This is a genomic window from Mucilaginibacter litoreus, assembly GCF_042676805.1.
In the GTDB taxonomy this organism is placed as follows: Bacteria; Bacteroidota; Bacteroidia; order Sphingobacteriales; family Sphingobacteriaceae; genus Mucilaginibacter; species Mucilaginibacter litoreus.
On record NZ_JBHTHZ010000014.1, the window covers coordinates 687,054 to 704,860 of the forward strand.

Below are 17,807 nucleotides of genomic sequence, written 5' to 3' on the forward strand. Positions count from 1 at the left end.
ATCCTAAATCCCAAGATTTAAATTCTAATTAATGGATGCTCCTACAAAAAAATATGATTTAGAAGAGCGAACATTTGACTTTGCTAAGCATTGTAAAGAGTTTTTGAAAGGGATTGATAGGTCGATACATAATATAGAATATTATAAGCAACTTATAAGATCATCCGGATCTGTTGCCGCTAATTGTATAGAAGCAAACGAAAGTTTTAGTCGTAACGATTATGCTCACCGGATTAAGATATGCAGAAAAGAGGCTAAGGAAAGCCGTTTATGGTTAAAGCTGATCGATTTGGGAGTGTTCATGGAAACTGAACGAGAAGCTTTGATACAAGAAACAATAGAATTAACCAAAATATTTGGTGCCATACTTGAAAAGATAAAAGAAAATAAACTATAGTTCTTACTTAGGATTTAGAATTTGGTTTTTAGAATTTTTATATGTTAACTATAATTATCATATCTGTTTTACCCATAGTGCTTTTGTACCTGGGTTTATATAAAGCTCAGAAAGCTTTATTACCTGTAGCAGTTTTAGGCCTATTAGCAGCGCTCATAACATCGGTTATGCAATGGAATAACAATGCCCAACCTATTTACAGCGGCATGCTGTTATACAATAATTACTCTGTTGCATTCTCGGTAATCAGTATAATTTCAACTATATTGATATTACTGCTTTCCAAAGGATATTTTGAACGCATCAGCAACCATATTGCTGAGTATTATGCTATCATCCTGTTTTCACTGGCTGGTATAATTGTAATGGTATCATACCATAACCTGACCATGATGTTCATCGGCATCGAGATCATGTCGGTTAGTTTATATATCCTTGCCGGAATCCGTAAAAGTGATTTTGCATCGAATGAGGCTGCATTAAAGTACTTTCTAATGGGCGCCTTTTCAACTGGGTTCCTGTTATTTGGTATCGCTTTGATCTATGGTTCAACCGGTTCTTTTGATTTGGATGTTATACGCGATTGGGTAGTTACTCATCCACGTAATATTGATCCTTTGTTTTATACCGGTATTTTGCTGATCATTGTTGGACTGTGCTTTAAAATAGGTGCCGCTCCATTCCATTTCTGGACACCAGACGTTTACGAAGGTGCTCCATCGTTAATTACCCTGTTCATGTCTACTGTAGTGAAAGTAGCCGGTTTTGCAGCTTTTCTGCGACTGTTTTCTGCCTGCTTCCTTCCAATCGCACAGTTCTGGACACCGGTACTACTGGGAATAACAATTGTCACCCTTTTTATAGGCAACATAACAGCCGTGTATCAGCAAAGCTTTAAACGCATGATGGCTTTTTCAAGCATATCGCACGCAGGTTACCTGCTATTTGCCATTGTTGCTATAGGTGCAAGTTCGGCTAACTCTATATTTATGTATGCTACAGCATATTCAATAGCATCCATCATTGCTTTTGGCGGACTGATATTAGTAAGGCAACAAACAGGCAGCGATAACTTTGAGGGCTTTAACGGCCTTGCCAGAAATAATCCTTTCCTGGCGCTGGTGTTAACCGTAAGTATGTTGTCGCTTGCAGGTATACCACTAACAGCCGGGTTTATTGGTAAGTTTTACATGTTTTCGGGCGCGTTGGCGCAATATAAATTCTGGTTAGTAATTATAGCAGTAATAAATGCTATCATCAGTATCTTCTATTATTTCAGGGTAATTATTGCCATGTATTTCCGCCAGGCAGAACGCAGCGAAGTCGAAGTGCCGGCTTATTATAAATTTGTTTTAGGCTTCTCGGCTCTTGCAACAATCATCATAGGGGTATATCCTGCATTTATATCCGGGCTTATTTAATAAGCAAAACTGCAATATTGATTTAATATTTGTAGTTTTACGGATATAGTTAATGGAAAACTTTTGGGAATACCTGCAGAACCTAACGGACGCTAACTCCATTTTAAGCAATGGCGGGTTTGTTGTTTTGTTAATAGTAGTTTATGCAGAAACAGGGTTGTTCTTCGGTTTTTTTTTACCGGGCGATTACTTGCTGTTTTTAGCCGGGTTACTAACAGCGGCAGGTATCATCCAGGTACCCATGTATATTTTAATCCCCTCGCTTATTGCTGCCGCGGTGTTAGGTAATTACACCGGTTACTGGTTTGGATATCGCACAGGACCGATGCTCCTGAAAAAAAACGATTCCTTCTTTTTTAAGAAGCGATACATAACCGCTGCCGAAGAGTTTTACGCGAAATACGGCGGTATGGCGCTTATTTTAGGAAGATTTTTCCCTATTGTAAGGACATTTGCTCCTATATTTGCAGGAGTAGTTAAAGTTGATTTCAAGAAGTTTAGCTTATATAATATTGTTGGGGCAATTGCCTGGGTAACCATCTTAACACTTACTGGTTACTTTTTAGGAAGGCGCTTTCCGCAACTGAAAGATTATTTACAATACATAGTACTTGGCTTAATAATAATTACAACAATTCCGCTGATTATTGCTTATGTGAGAAGAAAATACGCAAGTCAAAAGAATAACAAAAATTAATTATATTTAGAATAAATGAGCACACAGCACCCCTGGCATCAGGTAAGCCCAGGCGATAATGTACCGGAAATTGTTAACGCGATAATTGAAATTCCGAAAGGTTCAAAAGGGAAGTATGAAATTGATAAGGATTCAGGTTTATTAAAACTGGATCGTGTATTGTTTTCATCAGTAATGTATCCTGCTAATTACGGGTTTATACCCCAAACCTATTGTGATGATAAAGACCCGTTAGATATACTGGTGCTTTGTTCTACAGATGTTTATCCGATGTCTATGATCGAAGCTAAAGTAGTAGGCGTGATGCACATGGTTGATAATGGCGAACAAGACGATAAAATTATTGCAGTAGCAAAAAATGATATGTCGGTAAATTACATTAACGATCTGAATGAATTGCCACCACATACCATGAAAGAAATCGTGAGATTTTTTAGTGACTATAAAGTGCTTGAAGGTAAAAATGTTACCATAGAGCATTTATTGGGTGTTAGATATGCCCATAAAGTAATAACTGAAAGTCTTGATCTTTATAAGTCGACTTTCCCTGTTTACCAATAATTTTTGAATGGACCCCGAGCAGTACGAAATAAGCGCTTTTTACATATTTGCAACCATTTTTTTAGTGTTGCTTAACGGTTTTTTTGTTGCAGCCGAGTTTGCCATGGTAAGGGTAAGGGGCTCACAAATAGAAATAAAAGCTAAAGCTGGCAGCGGGGTAGCAAAAATTGCACGCGGCATACTACATAATCTTGATGGATACCTGGCTGCTACGCAGTTGGGTATAACCATTGCCTCACTTGCCCTGGGTGTTGTGGGGGAAGAGGTTGTTACCAGTGTTGTGGTGCGTGTTTTCCTGGCTGTTGGGGTAACTCTTAGTCCGGGTTTTATTACAGCAAGCCATATCTTATCATTCGTAGTAATTACGGTATTGCATATTGTTTTTGGCGAGCTGGCACCAAAATCCCTGGCTATTCAAAAATCGGTACGCACTGTTTTGGCGGTATCATGGCCACTTAGGTTTTTCTTTATAGTTTTCAAGCCCTTTATATGGGTACTTAACGGCTTTGCAAATTTCATTTTAAAGTTAGTTGGTATCAGCAATGTCGAGGGCAGTGAAACCCACCACTCTTCCGAGGAATTGCAATATTTGCTGGAACAGGGCATGGAGACCGGTGCGCTCGACTCGAACGAGCACGAACTGATACAGAACGTATTTGATTTTAATGAGCGCGTGGTAAAAAACATTATGGTACCGCGTACTAAAATATCAGGCATTGAGATTGATACGCCTAAAGAGGAGTTGTTAGAAATCTTGATAACAGAAGGATACTCGCGCATGCCGGTGTATGACGAGGTGATAGATAAGATTGTTGGTATTGTTCATGCCAAGGATATATTACCACTTTTGGCTCGTGGCGAAGAAATTGTACTGAAAGACATCATCCGGAAACCATATTTTATTCCTGAAACAAAAAAAATCAATGACCTCATGGCCGAACTGCAGCAAAAGCGTATTCAGATAGCCATTGTGTCCGACGAGTTTGGTGGTACTGCAGGTATGGTTACCCTTGAAGATATTGTGGAGGAGTTGGTTGGCGAGATACAGGACGAGTTTGACGAGGAAAAGCCAATTGTAGAAAAAATCAACGACCGCGAATTTGTGGTGAATGCCCTTGCTCCTATTTATGATGTTAACGAGCACCTTCCGCATGACCTGCCTGAGGATGGCGATTTTGACACCGTTTCAGGCTGGTTGGGTGATATTTTTGGAAAGATTCCGGATGTTGGTGAGCAAAAGGAAAGTAATGGTTATAACATTACTGTTCTGAAAAAATCAGACCAGAATATCGAATCTGTTAAGCTGGAGCTACTCATCAATGAAGAAGATACTGTAGACGTGCATTGATAAATTACGTCAAAAAAATTTGGCTATTTAGCTCTGTTTTAGTCTTTACCGTTTATGCAGTTATTTTATACGCCTGATATCGACCCTAAACTACCTCAGTACTTTTTGAGTGAAGAAGAAAGTAAACATGCGGTGCGCGTTTTACGGCTTTCAGCCGGCGATGAGGTAACATTGATAGATGGTAAAGGTGGTTTATACAAAGCGCAAATAACAGGCGCACATCCCAAGCGCACCATTTTAAAAATAAATTCAGTTACCACAGGTTATAACCAACGGAACCATTACCTGCATATAGCCATTGCGCCAACAAAAAATCTCGACCGTATAGAGTGGTTCCTTGAAAAAGCGACGGAAATTGGTATTGACGAAATTTCCCTGATTATCTGCCAGAGATCTGAACGTAAAGAGGCCAAAGTAGAACGTTTGGATAAGATCATAACATCAGCCATTAAACAATCTATAAAAGCTTATCATCCTATTTTAAACGCCCCGGTTACTCTTTCACAATTTATTAAACAGCCCTTTAAAGGTCATAAATTTATCGCTCATTGTGCCGAGGGCGATAAAGCTGGCTTAGCACAATCTTTTGAAAAGCATGGTCGTTATCTGATTTTGATAGGCCCTGAGGGCGACTTTAGTCCTCCTGAGGTTGACATGGCTTTGCAAAACGGGTACAAAGCCATAACTTTAGGTGAAAGCCGCCTGCGCACAGAAACCGCTGCACTTGAGGCCTGCTTTGAGGTAAATTTTTTGAACCGGTGATGAGAAGAGCATTAGGTATTATGGCGGCTATCGGGCTGATGTTAGGCATTAGCAGCTTTAGTATGCCAGCATATAAAATGGCACGCCTTAAGTACAATGGCGGCGGCGACTGGTATGGCGATCGCACTGCACTTGTTAACCTTATTAAATTTTGCAATACTAATCTTAAAACCAACTTTGAAACAGAGGAAGATGTAGTAGAAGCCGGAAGCGATCAGATATTTAACTACCCGTTCATTTTCATGACGGGGCATGGCAACGTTATCTTTAGCGACCAGGAGGCCCGCAATCTGCGCAAATATTTATCAGGGGGCGGTTTTTTGCACATAGATGATAACTACGGGTTGGATAAATTTATTCGCCCGCAAATGAAAAAGGTATTCCCCGAACTTGATTTTGTGGAGTTACCGGTTAACTATCCCATTTACCATCAAAAGTTCAGCTTTCCTAACGGATTACCTAAGATACATGAACATGATGGCAAGCGCCCGCAGGGTTTCGGCTTGATATATAAGGGCCGTTTAGTTTGTTTTTACACTTATGAGTGCGATTTAGGGAACGGCTGGGAAGATTATGGCACTTATGCGGGAGACAGCCAGGAAAGCCGTTTAAAAGCATTAAAAATGGGAGCTAATCTTATCCAGTACATCTTTACCAAATAATACCCTTATATTCGTTAAAAAGGTAGCCGGATATGTATAAGGTTAAAGTAAACGCACATTACTTTGAGGTAGAGCGCAACGCAAAGCAATTAATTAATGGAGGCGAGATAAATGCTGATGTCAACAAACTTAGTGACAATCGGTATCATATCATCAATAACAACCTCTCTTATAATGCCGAAGTAGTAAGCTTTGATCGCGAAGCAAAAACCGCAGAAATTAAAGTAAACAACAATACATATAAGGTATCAGCTAAGGATCAGTTTGACCTGCTGCTTGATCAGATGGGGCTTAGCAATCTTATGTCTGCCAAAGTAAGTGATATTAAAGCGCCAATGCCCGGGCTTGTACTTAAGGTTTTAGTAGCAGAAGGTGCCGAAGTAAAAAAAGGTGATAACCTGTTCATATTGGAAGCCATGAAAATGGAAAATATTATTAAAGCTCCGGCCGATGTTACTATCCGCACAATTAAAATGCAGCCAGGCGATAAAGTAGAAAAAGGCCAGGTACTTATGCTTTTTTGAACTTTTATTGATTCACTACCGGGAAGCGCGTTAGGGCGGCGGGGTAAAGAATTGAGAAGGACAATTAAGAACAAGAATGAATATCGATTCTCTTAACCCGGCATGATAATTCGCTCCCCTGGGAGGGTAAGGGAGGGGTCAAAAGAATTTACAACTTCCCAAGCTTCATCAGAGCATAAAACAACCCGGTGCAATGTAGGGCCTGAGCTATTTTATTATCGGCAAGAAACTGCTTAACCTCTTCAATAGTATATTCTTCAACCACAAGGTGTTCATGCTCGTCAAGGCTTTGTTCCTGAACTTTTTTGCCGCCTTTGGCCAGGTAGCAAAACGTTTTGTTATCTGCAGTTGATGGGTTTGCATATACCGTACTGATTAGTTCGATATCATCAAACTGATAACCCGTTTCTTCAAGTAATTCGCGGCGCATGGCCTCATGTGGTTCCTCGCCTTCATCAATAACGCCGCCTGGAATTTCAAGCGAAACGATATTAGCTGCATGGCGATACTGGCGTACCATCAATACCTTATTATCTTCGGTAATTGCAACCGCATTTACCCAGTCAGGGTATTCAAGCACATAATATTGGTCGACTATGCGGCCATCCGGCATTTCGCATTTATCGCTGCGCAGGGTAGCCCAGGGCCCTTTATATATATATGTTGATGAACAGGTCTTCCAGGTAAGATTACTCATAATTGTCTTTAAAAAATTGATAAATATGCCTTTGTTTGGTAATATTATCCAACGACTGGTAATGATGTTTGGTTTCTAAACAATCGAAGATCAATAACACTTTACTAAGAAGTAAGGTAGTGGCTTCATTATTCTTAAACGGCTCTGCAAAAACGTATAACATTTGGCCAAGCGCGTTTAGCTTTTCAGGTGAATAATCTTGCTCTTTCAGCAGTTGTTTGAGGTGGTCTTCACTTAAATCAACAAGCTTAGCTAATTCAAGACTGTATTCCTCTTTCAGTATATTATTAAATGCGTCTGAATATTCATCAACCTGCCCTTCGGCTTTCAAGCTGGAAAGCTTAGCTAAAAGCAACGCAAACTTGCGCGCCTCATTTAGCATATAATCACGCTGAAAAGCCAATTTTATTAAATGAATGACGCTTAATAATACTTACCAGCTGCCGCTGCTGCCGCCTCCACCGCCGCTGCCTCCGCCAAAACCACCGAAGCCGCCGCCTCCACCGCCGCCCCAGCCACCGCCGCCGCCAGAAAAGCCTCCCCAGTCGCTGCCGCTGCTACGGCCACCACCGCCCAGCATATTACCGGCTAAAAACCACCAGAACGGGCTTGCGCCTCCGCGGCTGCCAATAATACGGCGTCCACCGCCGCCACCGCCCCGGTTACGGAATATAATGATGAGTATAACAACTACAATAATCAAAATTATTCCAGCAGCCCCCCCATCATTCTTTGTACGGCGTGTAGCTTTTTTATCAGCTTTGTACTCGCCTTTCATGTATTTAATGATGTCATCAGTCGCTGCATCCAGTCCGCCGTAATAATCGTTCTCCCTGAAGCGGGGCTTCATATCATTCTGGATAATCTGCTGGGTAATTATGTCGGGTAAGGCGCCTTCGGCACCGTAACCTGTAGAGATAGCCATCTTACGGTCTTTCATGGCTACAAGTACCAGAATGCCGTTATTTTTTTCCTTGGAGCCGATACCCCACTTGCGTAGTAGCTCTACGCCATATTGGTTAATATCATAATCGCCGGTAGATTGAATGATCACTACAGCTATCTGTGTAGAGGTAGAATCATTGTAATCAACAAGCTTGCGTTCGAGGTTTTGTTTATCACTTGCAGAAAGAGTATTAGTAAAATCGGTTACAAGTGTGTTTGACCGTTCGGGAATATCCTGGGCAAATAGTGTAGATATGCAGAGCATCAGGCCCAGGCATACAATTAGCTTTTTAAACATTGATGAGGTTTTAATTACCATCCATAAAGGCTATATCGTCAGACAATTCGTTCTTGTCGTCATTGATGTAAGGGAAGTACTGCTTTAACTGTTCGCCGGCCATTGAAACGCCTGTAACTATGCCTTCAACCAGATTGCCAAATTTAAAATGTTTCAGCATTTCTTCTTTGGTAGTATTCCAGAAATCGGCGGGCACGGCCTGGTTTATTCCTGTGTCACCAATAATGGCAAACTTTCTGTCAACTGTAGCCAGGTATATCAGCACGCCGTTACGTAGCCGTGTTTTATGCATTTCCAGTTGAGTGAAATATCTGGCGGCACGGTCAAGCGGCTCATCGCTGCAATTTTTTTCAACACACACCCTTATTTCACCGGACGTGTTTTTCTCGGCAGCCGCTACTGCTTTCTGGATGCGCTCCTGTTCTTCGTCGGTAAATACTGCCATTGGTTTAATGAGTGAAGGATTGGATTATTGAATAGCTAAGAATCGGATTGTTGAATGAGTGAGGAACATCAATTGTATCTTCACTCATTCAATCCTTCAAAATTATTAAAATTGTACTTTAGGCGCTTTATCAGAACCTGCTTCGCTTTGGAAATAGCCTTTTTCTGTAAAGCCAAACATTTTTGCGGTAAGGTTTGCAGGAAATGCACGAATCTTGCTGTTATACGCCTGTACAGATTCGTTAAAGTCACGACGGGCTACAGAAATGCGGTTTTCTGTACCTTCCAATTGTACCTGTAAGCCACGGAAAGCTTCGTTAGCTTTCAAATTAGGATAATTTTCTGAAGCTACCAATAACCGGCCTAATGCAGTGCTTAACTGCCCTTGTGCCTGCTGATATTGCTGTATAGCCTCTGGTGTAAGTTTGGTAGGATCTACCTGTATTGATGTTGCCCGCGCGCGTGCATTGGTTACTTCGGTAAGGGTGCTTTTTTCAAAATTAGCCTCACCTTTTACGGTTGATACCAGGTTAGGGATAAGGTCGCTGCGGCGCTGGTATTGCGTTTGTACCTCGCCCCATTTGCCTTTAACGTTCTCGTCTGATTGTACCATGCCGTTATAGCTGCAACCGCCAACCATGGCAATTAGCACTACAACAACTATTACAATAAGTAAATTTTTCATCTGTGTGTGTTTTTTATAGTTTGATTGTGCGAATATAAAACTTAGATGCAAAACGCATACCGATGTTACATTATGTAACATTTGCGCCATATTGGCAACAACTGCCAATAAAATTGAATTAAATAACAATAACCAATATATGGATTTTATATTTGCTATTGATTAACTGATTTAATGACACATTGTTATAAATGAAAAAAATACTTTCCGCAATTTTAATATGCTCAGGCTTACAGTCCTACGCGCAAAAAGCACATGAAAATTTAGTACAGTATGTAAAGCCTATAATTGGTACCCAGCGCATGGGGCATACCTATCCTGGTGCTACAGTCCCTTTTGGGATGGTACAGCTAAGCCCTGAAACAGATACCCCAAGCTATGAGCTTAATGGCAAATATAACCCTAAAGTATATGAATATTGCGCAGGTTACCAGTACGAGGATAAAACAATTGTAGGTTTTAGCCATACACATTTCAGCGGAACCGGACACTCTGACCTTGGCGATTTCTTGATAATGCCAACTGTTGGGCCGCTGAAACTGAACCCTGGTGTAGCGGATCAGCCTGGCAGTGGTTACCGTTCTGCGTTTTCGCACGCTAATGAGGTAAGTGCAGCCAACTACTATAAAGTTAAGCTTGACGCCTCGAACATTACTGCCGAGCTTACAACCAGCACCCGTGTGGGTTTCCACCAATACACTTTCCCAAAATCAGACCAGGCACACGTTATTCTTGATCTGATGGCAGGTATTTATAACTACCCCGGTAAAAATGTATGGACGTATGTTAGGGTATTAAATGACAGCACCCTTGTAGGCTTTCGCCAGACGAATGGCTGGGCGCGTACCCGTACACTGTATTTTGCAATGACCTTTTCAAAGCCATTTGTTCAGCATGGCTTTAAAAAATACGACCAACGCGAAGTTTACGGTGGTTTTTGGGGGAAATTCAATCAAACTAAAAACTTCCCTGAGATAGCAGGTAAGCAGATACGCGCTTACTTCGATTTTAAGACGGAAGAGAATGAAAAGATAAAGATAAAATTTGCTTTATCGCCGGTAAGCACAGATGGTGCTTTGGCCAATATGCAAGCTGAGATACCTGGATGGGATTTTGATAAAGTTAAAAATGACGGACAGGCGCAGTGGGAAAAAGAGCTGGAGAAAATAACTATCAGCGGCAGCACCGAGCAAAAGCAAAACTTTTATACCTCGATGTATCACACCATGATCAACCCAACCATTTACATGGATGTGGATGGTCAATACAAAGGCCTTGATCAAAACATACATAAAGCGGAAGGTTTTACTAATTATACTACTTTTTCATTATGGGATACTTACCGGGCATTGCACCCGCTGTTTAACATTATACAACCGCAGCGTAATGCCGATATGGTGAAATCCATGCTGGTGCATTTTGATCAGAGCCCTGAGAAAATGCTGCCGGTTTGGAGCAATTCGGCCAACGAAAACTGGTGTATGAGCGGATACCACAGCGTGGCTGTTTTAGCAGATGCTGTTGTTAAAGGCAACGCTCCTTTTGATGCCAATAAAGCCTTAGAGGCATGTGTGGCTACCGCACGTAAGCGCAGCTACGAAGGCATTGGCGAATACATGGACAAAGGCTATGTGCCTGATGAAAGAAGCGGTACGTCGGTATCTAACACCTTGGAGTACGCTTATGACGATTGGGCGATTGCCCAGATGGCAAAAAAATTGGGCAAAACAGATATCTATAATGAATTCATCAAACGTTCTGAAAACTATAAGAATGTTTACGATGCTTCGATAGGCTTTATGCGCCCTAAAAAGGCCGACGGTACATTCCGCTCTAAGTTTGATCCGCTGAGTACAATTAACGAAGGCTTTATCGAAGGAAACTCATGGAACTACACCCTCTTCGCTCCGCAGGATCCGCAAGGATTAATTAAGCTAATGGGCGGAAATGCAAGATTTGTGCGCTACCTCGACTCGTTGTTTACCATGAACCTGCCTGATAAATACTTTGCCGAAACTGAAGATATTACCCGTGATGGTATCATCGGTAACTACGTACATGGTAACGAGCCATCACACCACGTAGCTTATCTTTACAACTGGACAGATAAGCCATGGAAAACCCAGGAACGCATACGCATGATTTTGCCGCGCATGTACAAACCAACACCTGATGGGCTTGGCGGTAATGACGATACCGGCCAGATGAGTGCATGGTATATTTTCAGCACGCTTGGTTTTTATCCTACTGCTCCGGGATCTGTTGATTACGCTATCGGCAGTCCGTCGATAAACAACGCTACTATACAGGTTGGCAATGGAAAAACATTTAACATTGTTGTTAAGAACCAGGGAGCTAAGAATGTTTACGTGCAGAAGATCATCCTTAATGGTAAGCCACTTAACGGGCTTTCAATCACCCATCAGGATATCATGAACGGCGGCGACATTGTGTTTTACATGAGCAGTAAGCACAAGTAATGAGTGAGGAATAGTGATTAAGGAGTGGAAAATAGTTAGGCTATTAAATAACTAATCTCAAAATTGATAACTGATGAAAGGTGGGCGGCGAAGAGTTGCTCACCTTTTGATTTATTGATTATCTGACGGGCGTGCCAGTGAATAATCAATAAATCAACGTGAATAAGCTTAAATTTAGGTACGATATAGGGCTGTATTCTGTAAATTCTTAAAATTCGAGTTCAGACTTACCCAGCCATGCAATGGCTTTCTCTTTCAGCCAGTGTGTTCAGTTTATTTTTCAATATAGTGCGTGCACGGTGCAGTGTAGTGCGCGATAGTAGTTCGGTCATGCCTAATTTACGGCTGATCTCCTGGTGCGAGTAACCTTCTATAGCATACATGTTAAATACAGAGCGATAAGTTGCAGGTAGTTCCTGTACCATGCCCATCAGGTCATTTGTTTCCAGGTTGTTGCCGTTGTAACTGCTGCTAACCATTATATCCTGTTCGGCAAAATCATCAACCAATACCATGGTTTTAGCCTTTCTGTAACGAGATATAGCGCTGTGTACCATAATCCGGCGTATCCAGCCTTCAAGGCTGCCCTCGCCGCGATAATTGCTCATGTTTTTAAACATTTTGATAAAGCCCTCTTGTAAAATATCCTGGGCTTCGTCTTTATCTTTAGCATAACGCATGCACACTGCAAGCATTTTAGGCGCTAATATGCGGTATAACATTTCTTGCTGCTTACGGTCGTTGCGCAGGCATCCTTCCCATAATGTTTGTAAGCGGTTGTCAAATGAAGTTATCATAATTGTGATATTAATGTAGTTTGCTATGTGCCAAAAAACTACCATTTTTTTAACCTATTGAAAATTAGGTATTTAGAAGTTTATATTGATTTTAAAGTGTCCGCTTCCGTACAGTTTGCGTACGTTAAAGAACGACTGTTATTTTAATTTTTAACACCAGATGCCAATGCATTATATAAGCGGTTACGTACATGGTGAAGCAAGTAAAATTGTTGTGAGTGCTTTGCCACTTAATCGCCAAGACAAAGTAAACCAACCCAAATAGTTATCTTTGCCACATCCGGGATAAAAACCCGGCATGTATATGATAAAAGAAATTGAAGTTGTTTGCCCGCCAGGGCAGCAGGATGATCAGGCTTTTTTAAAAACGCTTGCATCAGCAGGATCAAAAATCCCTCAAAACAGAATCACCGGTGTAAAAGTCCTGAAGCGTTCTATAGATGCTCGTGGCCGCAAGGTAGTATACCGTATGCAGGTTAGGCTATATATTGATGAACCATTTAAACCGGAAACTTTTGAGCGTTCGTATAAAAAAATAAGCAACGCGCGTCGTGTCATTATTGTAGGCGCCGGTCCGGCCGGGTTATTTGCAGCCCTGCAATGTATACAGAATGGTTTAAAGCCTATTGTGCTGGAACGTGGAAAAGACGTTAAACAACGCCGGCGTGATCTGGCTAATATTAACAAACAAGGACTGGTGAACCCTGAGTCAAACTATTGCTTTGGCGAAGGTGGCGCGGGCACTTATTCGGACGGAAAGCTTTATACGCGATCTACCAAGCGTGGCGACGTAAAAGGTATTTTGGAAACCTTTGTTGCCCATGGCGCTACTGAAGATATTTTAGTTGACGCACGCCCTCATATTGGCACCAACAAGCTGCCGCAGATAATCACCGCCATGCGCGAAAGCATTTTGGAAGCCGGTGGTGAGGTGATATTTGATGCTAAGGTAACCTCATTAATGGTTGATTTTGGTACGATCAAAGGTGTAAAATTAGCTGATGGCGAAAGGTTGCAGGCAGATGCGGTAATATTGGCCACGGGCCATTCAGCACGTGATGTTTTTGAAATGCTTCATCATCAAAATATCCTGATAGAAGCTAAGCCTTTTGCGCTGGGTGTACGCATTGAGCATCCGCAGGAAATAATAGACAAGGCCCAATATCACTGCGAAAACCGCGGGCCTGATCTGCCGCCATCGTACTACAATTTGGTAGAGCAGGTTGATGAGCGCGGCGTATTTTCGTTTTGTATGTGCCCTGGTGGTATCATTGCGCCATGCGCTACAGATACTGACGAGATTGTAGTAAATGGCTGGAGCCCATCCAAACGGAATAATCCCTTTGCCAACTCGGGTACAGTGGTGCAGATCAACATGGAGGATATACCGGGAGATATGAACGACCCATTCCGGATGCTGAATTTTCAACAACAGGTAGAGCAGGTGGCTTTTAAGGCAGGGGGCGGAAATCTGGTGGCACCGGCTCAGCGCATGGTTGATTTTGTTGAAGGGCGATTATCAGTCGATCTGCCCGTAAACTCATACTTACCGGGTTGCCGGAGCGTTGAATTAAAAGAGGTGCTACCTGGTTGGATACATAACCGTTTAAAGAAAGCACTGCCTGTTTTTGGCCGCAAGATGAACGGATATTATACAAACGAGGCCATATTGGTCGGTGTTGAGTCGCGCACATCATCCCCCATAAAAATACCGCGCGACCGCGACACTTACCAACATCCGCAGGTAGCCGGATTATTTCCATGTGGCGAGGGCGCTGGTTATGCCGGCGGTATAATCTCGGCTGCTATAGATGGTGTTAACTGTGCCAACGGGGTCTCGAAGTATTTTGGCTGATCGTGATGTCGAAACACCAATCAGCCTTATATTTACTATACAATTATGCAATCTCCAATTAATAAATATAACGAGAAATTTCAGGCTGCTTTAGCCGGTTTGAACCCCGAACAGTTAGCGGCTGTAAATAAAATGGATGGCCCCGTGCTGGTTGTTGCCGGCCCAGGGACTGGTAAAACGCAGATTTTAGCTGCTCGTATTGGTAAAATTTTAACTGATACCGATGCGCAGCCCAACGAGATACTTTGCCTTACCTATACTGATGCAGGTGCAGTTGCCATGCGTAAGCGTCTGTTCGAGTTTATTGGGCCCGACGCGTATCGAATTAACATATACACCTTTCATGCTTTTTGTAACGAGATCATTCAGGAAAACCTGGAGTATTTTGGCAAGCTTAATCTGGAAGCCGTGTCAGATCTGGATTCGGCGATGTTATTCCAGGAGTTGATCAATGAATTTGCAAACGACCACTTGCTTAAGCGCTTTACCGGTGATGTTTACTATGATGCACCGAGGTTGAAAAAGCTTTTTTCGGCCATGAAGACGGAAAACTGGTCTGAAGAGGTGATCATAAAAGCAGTTAAGGATTACCTGGATGACCTGCCCAACCGTGATGAATTCATTTACAAAAGGGCTAACGCCAAGGCGGGTATAAAGATAGGCGATCCAAAGCAAAAAGATATTGACAAGGTAACCGAAACCATGAACAAGCTGCTGGCTGCAGTAGGCGAGTACAAAAACTACGATGCCAAGATGAAAGCCAGAGGCTGGTATGATTATGACGACATGATCATTTGGGTGCTCAAAGCCTTCAGGGAGAATGAAGAGATACTGCGCCGCTACCAGGAGCGCTATCAATACATCCTGGTAGATGAGTTTCAGGATACCAGCGGATCACAAAATGAGCTGTTAAAGTTTTTACTTAATTACTGGGATACGCCAAACGTGTTTGTGGTTGGCGACGACGACCAGTCGATATTTAAGTTTCAGGGTGCCAACATGAAAAACATTCTGGACTTTGCCGGCGATTACGTAGATACCCTGCATACAGTTGTATTAAAGCATAACTACCGCTCAAACCAGCACATTCTGGATATATCAAGGGTGCTGATCAACAACAACCGCGAACGCCTTACCACACAACTAAACCTTGATAAAAACCTGCGCTCTTCTCACCCGCGTTTTGATAGCGATGTGATTGAACCGGTAATAAAAGAGTACGAAAACCCTAACCAGGAACTGGTTGATGTGGCGATGCAGATAAAGCGGCTGATTGCTAAAGGTACTGAACCGGGTGAGATAGCGGTTATTTACCGTAACCACAGCCAGGTTGATGACCTGTTGCATTATTTAGATGTTCAGGGCATCGCCGTTAACACCAAACGTAAAATAGATATACTTACGTTGCCTTTTGGCGAAAAGATCGTCAACATCCTTCGTTATCTGGCCATGGAAATGGACTCACCTTATAGCGGCGACGAATTGTTGTTTGAAATACTGCATTACAACTTTTTTAACATTCCGCCGATAGAAATCGCCAAAGCCAGCATAGCGGTATCAAAAGAAAACTTTGCCACCACAAATAATAACCTGCCTAAAACATCTTTACGCAGATATATACATGAACTACGCATACCAGCGCAAACAGACCTGTTTAGCAAACCGGCTGGCACTGACCTAAAGGCGATAGCCATTTATATAGACGATCTGCTGAAAGATTCTGTCAGCGTTACACTGCAGCAATTCTTTCAAACAGTGATTGCCAAGATGGGCATCCTGAGATACATAATGCAGCAACATGATAAAGGCATGTATATGCAGGTGCTCACCAGTTTTTTTGACTTTTTAAAAGATGAAAGCCGCAGAAACCCGGATATCAAATTAGCTGATTTGATCAATATCATCGATCTGATGCGTAAAAACGGTATCAGGATAGCCCTAAATAAGGTGATTTTTTCTGAAAACGGCATTAATTTTCTTACTGCACATGGCTCAAAAGGACTGGAGTTTGAGCATGTGTTTTTTATAGGCTGCGACAAAAAGACCTGGGACAGCAAGGGGCGCAACAGCGGTTTCAGTTATCCGGATACACTTACACAGGCAGCGTCGGAGGATATTGCCTTAAGAGAGGAATCGCGCAGGCTGTTTTATGTAGCCCTTACTCGGGCTAAGCAATGCCTTAATGTATCTTACGCCGGTAAAGATAAAAACGGCAAGGACCAGGAGCCATCACAATTTATAGGTGAGATTTTAGCAGAGACACATTTGCAGGTAACCTATCCTAAGGTGAGCAGCGAGGATATGTTTGAGTTTATAGCCACCCAATTTAACGAAGCGGATAAGCCGGTGGTTGAGTTGCTGGACAGAAACTACATTAACCAGTTATTGCAAAACTATACGCTTTCGGTAACGCATCTGAATAACTTTTTGGATTGCCCGTTGCGCTTTTATTTTCAGTGTTTGATAAGGGTGCCTGCAGGCAAAAGTCCGTCGGCTACGTTTGGACAGGCTGTACACTGGGCGTTGAATAAAGCTTTCAGGAAACTTAAGGAGCTTGACAATGAGTTTATACCAACAGAGGAGTTCATGAAAGAGTTTCGCTGGTACATGTACCGCAACCGGGATTCATTTACCAAGGAAGATTTTAACAGGCGTGTAGCCTACGGCGATAAAATATTGCCGCCATACTATGAGCAAAACGTATCAACGTGGAATAAAATAGCCCAAACCGAGCGAAGCATAAAAAACATTGAAGTACAGTGCGTACCGATAAAAGGTAACCTGGACAAGATTGAGTTTAACGGCAAGCAGGTAACCGTTGTAGATTACAAGACCGGCCGTGTGCGCAATGCCAAGCCAAAATTAGAACGCCCAACCAACGAGCAGCCCAATGGCGGCGACTATTGGCGCCAGGCGGTTTTTTATAAGATATTGGTAGATAACGACCGTACCAACGATTGGGAAGTAGTTGATACTATTTTTGACTTCATAGAGCCTGAAAAAGAGAACGAGTACTTTAAGGCTAAAGTTGTTATCACCCCTCAGGATATTGAGGAAGTTACCGGGCAGATAACATCTGTTTACCAGAAGATCATGAACCATGAGTTTAGCGCAGGTTGCGGCAAAAAAGAATGCGACTGGTGCCATTTCGTAAAAAACAATTTTAACCAGCCTGCAGAATTATTAGAGCTTGCCGATGGGCAAGATGAAATAGAGTAAATTGCAGATTACTGC

At 42.3% G+C, this 17,807-nt stretch carries 17 protein-coding genes; 11 read left to right on the top strand and 6 right to left on the bottom strand.

What is annotated here, in order from left to right; translation table 11 throughout:
* Positions 1-31 precede the first annotated feature (31 nt).
* Genes ACFQZX_RS18905 through ACFQZX_RS18940 form a run of 8 tightly spaced genes read left to right on the top strand, consistent with a single transcriptional unit; the run spans position 32 to position 6,372 of the window.
* Entirely contained in the window at positions 32-397 is a 366-nt protein-coding gene (locus ACFQZX_RS18905; RefSeq protein ID WP_377118358.1) for a four helix bundle protein, read from the top strand.
* A 41-nt stretch (positions 398-438) separates the two neighbouring features.
* Positions 439-1,818, top strand: coding sequence for an NADH-quinone oxidoreductase subunit N (locus ACFQZX_RS18910; RefSeq protein WP_377118360.1), 1,380 nt, complete (start codon positions 439-441; stop codon positions 1,816-1,818).
* 52 nt (positions 1,819-1,870) lie between these two features.
* Positions 1,871-2,515 carry a DedA family protein gene (locus ACFQZX_RS18915; protein WP_377118362.1) on the top strand — a complete coding sequence of 215 codons (645 nt, stop codon included), beginning with the start codon at positions 1,871-1,873 and terminating at the stop codon, positions 2,513-2,515.
* Positions 2,516-2,530: 15 nt separating this feature from the next.
* The gene (locus ACFQZX_RS18920; RefSeq protein WP_377118364.1) at positions 2,531-3,076 is read left to right on the top strand and encodes an inorganic diphosphatase; all 546 of its coding nucleotides are present in this window, start codon (positions 2,531-2,533) and stop codon (positions 3,074-3,076) included.
* 7 nt (positions 3,077-3,083) lie between these two features.
* Entirely contained in the window at positions 3,084-4,424 is a 1,341-nt protein-coding gene (locus tag ACFQZX_RS18925) for a hemolysin family protein (protein ID WP_377118366.1), read from the top strand.
* 54 nt (positions 4,425-4,478) lie between these two features.
* Positions 4,479-5,186: a 16S rRNA (uracil(1498)-N(3))-methyltransferase gene (locus ACFQZX_RS18930; protein WP_377118368.1), complete on the top strand. Its 708-nt coding sequence runs from the start codon at positions 4,479-4,481 to the stop codon at positions 5,184-5,186.
* Entirely contained in the window at positions 5,186-5,848 is a 663-nt protein-coding gene (locus ACFQZX_RS18935) for a DUF4159 domain-containing protein (protein ID WP_377118370.1), read from the top strand. Before ACFQZX_RS18930 ends, ACFQZX_RS18935 begins: the two co-directional genes overlap by 1 nt.
* Before the next feature lie 32 nt (positions 5,849-5,880).
* Positions 5,881-6,372 (top strand): acetyl-CoA carboxylase biotin carboxyl carrier protein subunit, encoded by a 492-nt coding sequence (locus ACFQZX_RS18940; RefSeq protein ID WP_377118372.1) that lies wholly within the window; start codon positions 5,881-5,883, stop codon positions 6,370-6,372.
* Positions 6,373-6,520: 148 nt separating this feature from the next.
* On the opposite strand, the gene ACFQZX_RS18945 is transcribed toward ACFQZX_RS18940, so the two are convergent.
* From ACFQZX_RS18945 to ACFQZX_RS18965, 5 genes are all read right to left on the bottom strand, one after another.
* Positions 6,521-7,069, bottom strand: coding sequence for an NUDIX hydrolase (locus ACFQZX_RS18945; RefSeq protein WP_377118374.1), 549 nt, complete (start codon positions 7,067-7,069; stop codon positions 6,521-6,523).
* Positions 7,062-7,472, bottom strand: a complete 411-nt coding sequence (locus ACFQZX_RS18950; RefSeq protein WP_377118376.1) for a hypothetical protein — start codon at positions 7,470-7,472, stop codon at positions 7,062-7,064. The genes ACFQZX_RS18945 and ACFQZX_RS18950 overlap by 8 nt, the downstream gene beginning before the upstream one ends.
* A gap of 30 nt (positions 7,473-7,502) precedes the next feature.
* On the bottom strand, positions 7,503-8,312 hold the full coding sequence (locus tag ACFQZX_RS18955) for a TPM domain-containing protein (protein ID WP_377118378.1): 810 nt from the start codon (positions 8,310-8,312) through the stop codon (positions 7,503-7,505).
* Between the two features lie 10 nt (positions 8,313-8,322).
* Positions 8,323-8,757 carry a TPM domain-containing protein gene (locus tag ACFQZX_RS18960; protein ID WP_377118380.1) on the bottom strand — a complete coding sequence of 145 codons (435 nt, stop codon included), beginning with the start codon at positions 8,755-8,757 and terminating at the stop codon, positions 8,323-8,325.
* Positions 8,758-8,862: 105 nt separating this feature from the next.
* A complete protein-coding gene (locus ACFQZX_RS18965) occupies positions 8,863-9,441 on the bottom strand; it encodes a LemA family protein (RefSeq protein ID WP_377118382.1) in 579 nt (192 codons plus the stop codon).
* Positions 9,442-9,632: 191 nt separating this feature from the next.
* Here ACFQZX_RS18965 and ACFQZX_RS18970 point away from each other — a divergent pair, with 191 nt between their 5' ends.
* Positions 9,633-11,921, top strand: a complete 2,289-nt coding sequence (locus tag ACFQZX_RS18970) for a GH92 family glycosyl hydrolase (RefSeq protein ID WP_377118384.1) — start codon at positions 9,633-9,635, stop codon at positions 11,919-11,921.
* Positions 11,922-12,148: 227 nt separating this feature from the next.
* On the opposite strand, the gene ACFQZX_RS18975 is transcribed toward ACFQZX_RS18970, so the two are convergent.
* Positions 12,149-12,718, bottom strand: a complete 570-nt coding sequence (locus tag ACFQZX_RS18975) for an RNA polymerase sigma factor (protein WP_377118386.1) — start codon at positions 12,716-12,718, stop codon at positions 12,149-12,151.
* 304 nt (positions 12,719-13,022) lie between these two features.
* Here ACFQZX_RS18975 and ACFQZX_RS18980 point away from each other — a divergent pair, with 304 nt between their 5' ends.
* Together ACFQZX_RS18980 and ACFQZX_RS18985 are read left to right on the top strand one after the other, a co-directional pair.
* Positions 13,023-14,573, top strand: a complete 1,551-nt coding sequence (locus ACFQZX_RS18980; RefSeq protein WP_377118388.1) for an NAD(P)/FAD-dependent oxidoreductase — start codon at positions 13,023-13,025, stop codon at positions 14,571-14,573.
* Positions 14,574-14,618: 45 nt separating this feature from the next.
* On the top strand, positions 14,619-17,792 hold the full coding sequence (locus ACFQZX_RS18985; protein ID WP_377118390.1) for an ATP-dependent DNA helicase: 3,174 nt from the start codon (positions 14,619-14,621) through the stop codon (positions 17,790-17,792).
* Positions 17,793-17,807 lie beyond the last annotated feature (15 nt).

Bases quoted from the DNA above. Each gene is read 5' to 3' on its own strand.
- ACFQZX_RS18945 (WP_377118374.1), bottom strand. From the start codon at position 7,069: ATGAGTAATCTTACCTGGAAGACCTGTTCATCAACATATATATATAAA.
- ACFQZX_RS18965 (WP_377118382.1), bottom strand. From the start codon at position 9,441: ATGAAAAATTTACTTATTGTAATAGTTGTTGTAGTGCTAATTGCCATG.
- ACFQZX_RS18910 (WP_377118360.1), top strand. From the start codon at position 439: ATGTTAACTATAATTATCATATCTGTTTTACCCATAGTGCTTTTGTAC.
- ACFQZX_RS18930 (WP_377118368.1), top strand. From the start codon at position 4,479: ATGCAGTTATTTTATACGCCTGATATCGACCCTAAACTACCTCAGTAC.
- ACFQZX_RS18970 (WP_377118384.1), top strand. From the start codon at position 9,633: ATGAAAAAAATACTTTCCGCAATTTTAATATGCTCAGGCTTACAGTCC.
- ACFQZX_RS18940 (WP_377118372.1), top strand. From the start codon at position 5,881: ATGTATAAGGTTAAAGTAAACGCACATTACTTTGAGGTAGAGCGCAAC.
- ACFQZX_RS18975 (WP_377118386.1), bottom strand. From the start codon at position 12,718: ATGATAACTTCATTTGACAACCGCTTACAAACATTATGGGAAGGATGC.
- ACFQZX_RS18905 (WP_377118358.1), top strand. From the start codon at position 32: ATGGATGCTCCTACAAAAAAATATGATTTAGAAGAGCGAACATTTGAC.
- ACFQZX_RS18925 (WP_377118366.1), top strand. From the start codon at position 3,084: ATGGACCCCGAGCAGTACGAAATAAGCGCTTTTTACATATTTGCAACC.
- ACFQZX_RS18985 (WP_377118390.1), top strand. From the start codon at position 14,619: ATGCAATCTCCAATTAATAAATATAACGAGAAATTTCAGGCTGCTTTA.
- ACFQZX_RS18960 (WP_377118380.1), bottom strand. From the start codon at position 8,757: ATGGCAGTATTTACCGACGAAGAACAGGAGCGCATCCAGAAAGCAGTA.
- ACFQZX_RS18915 (WP_377118362.1), top strand. From the start codon at position 1,871: ATGGAAAACTTTTGGGAATACCTGCAGAACCTAACGGACGCTAACTCC.
- ACFQZX_RS18920 (WP_377118364.1), top strand. From the start codon at position 2,531: ATGAGCACACAGCACCCCTGGCATCAGGTAAGCCCAGGCGATAATGTA.
- ACFQZX_RS18980 (WP_377118388.1), top strand. From the start codon at position 13,023: ATGATAAAAGAAATTGAAGTTGTTTGCCCGCCAGGGCAGCAGGATGAT.
- ACFQZX_RS18935 (WP_377118370.1), top strand. From the start codon at position 5,186: ATGAGAAGAGCATTAGGTATTATGGCGGCTATCGGGCTGATGTTAGGC.
- ACFQZX_RS18955 (WP_377118378.1), bottom strand. From the start codon at position 8,312: ATGTTTAAAAAGCTAATTGTATGCCTGGGCCTGATGCTCTGCATATCT.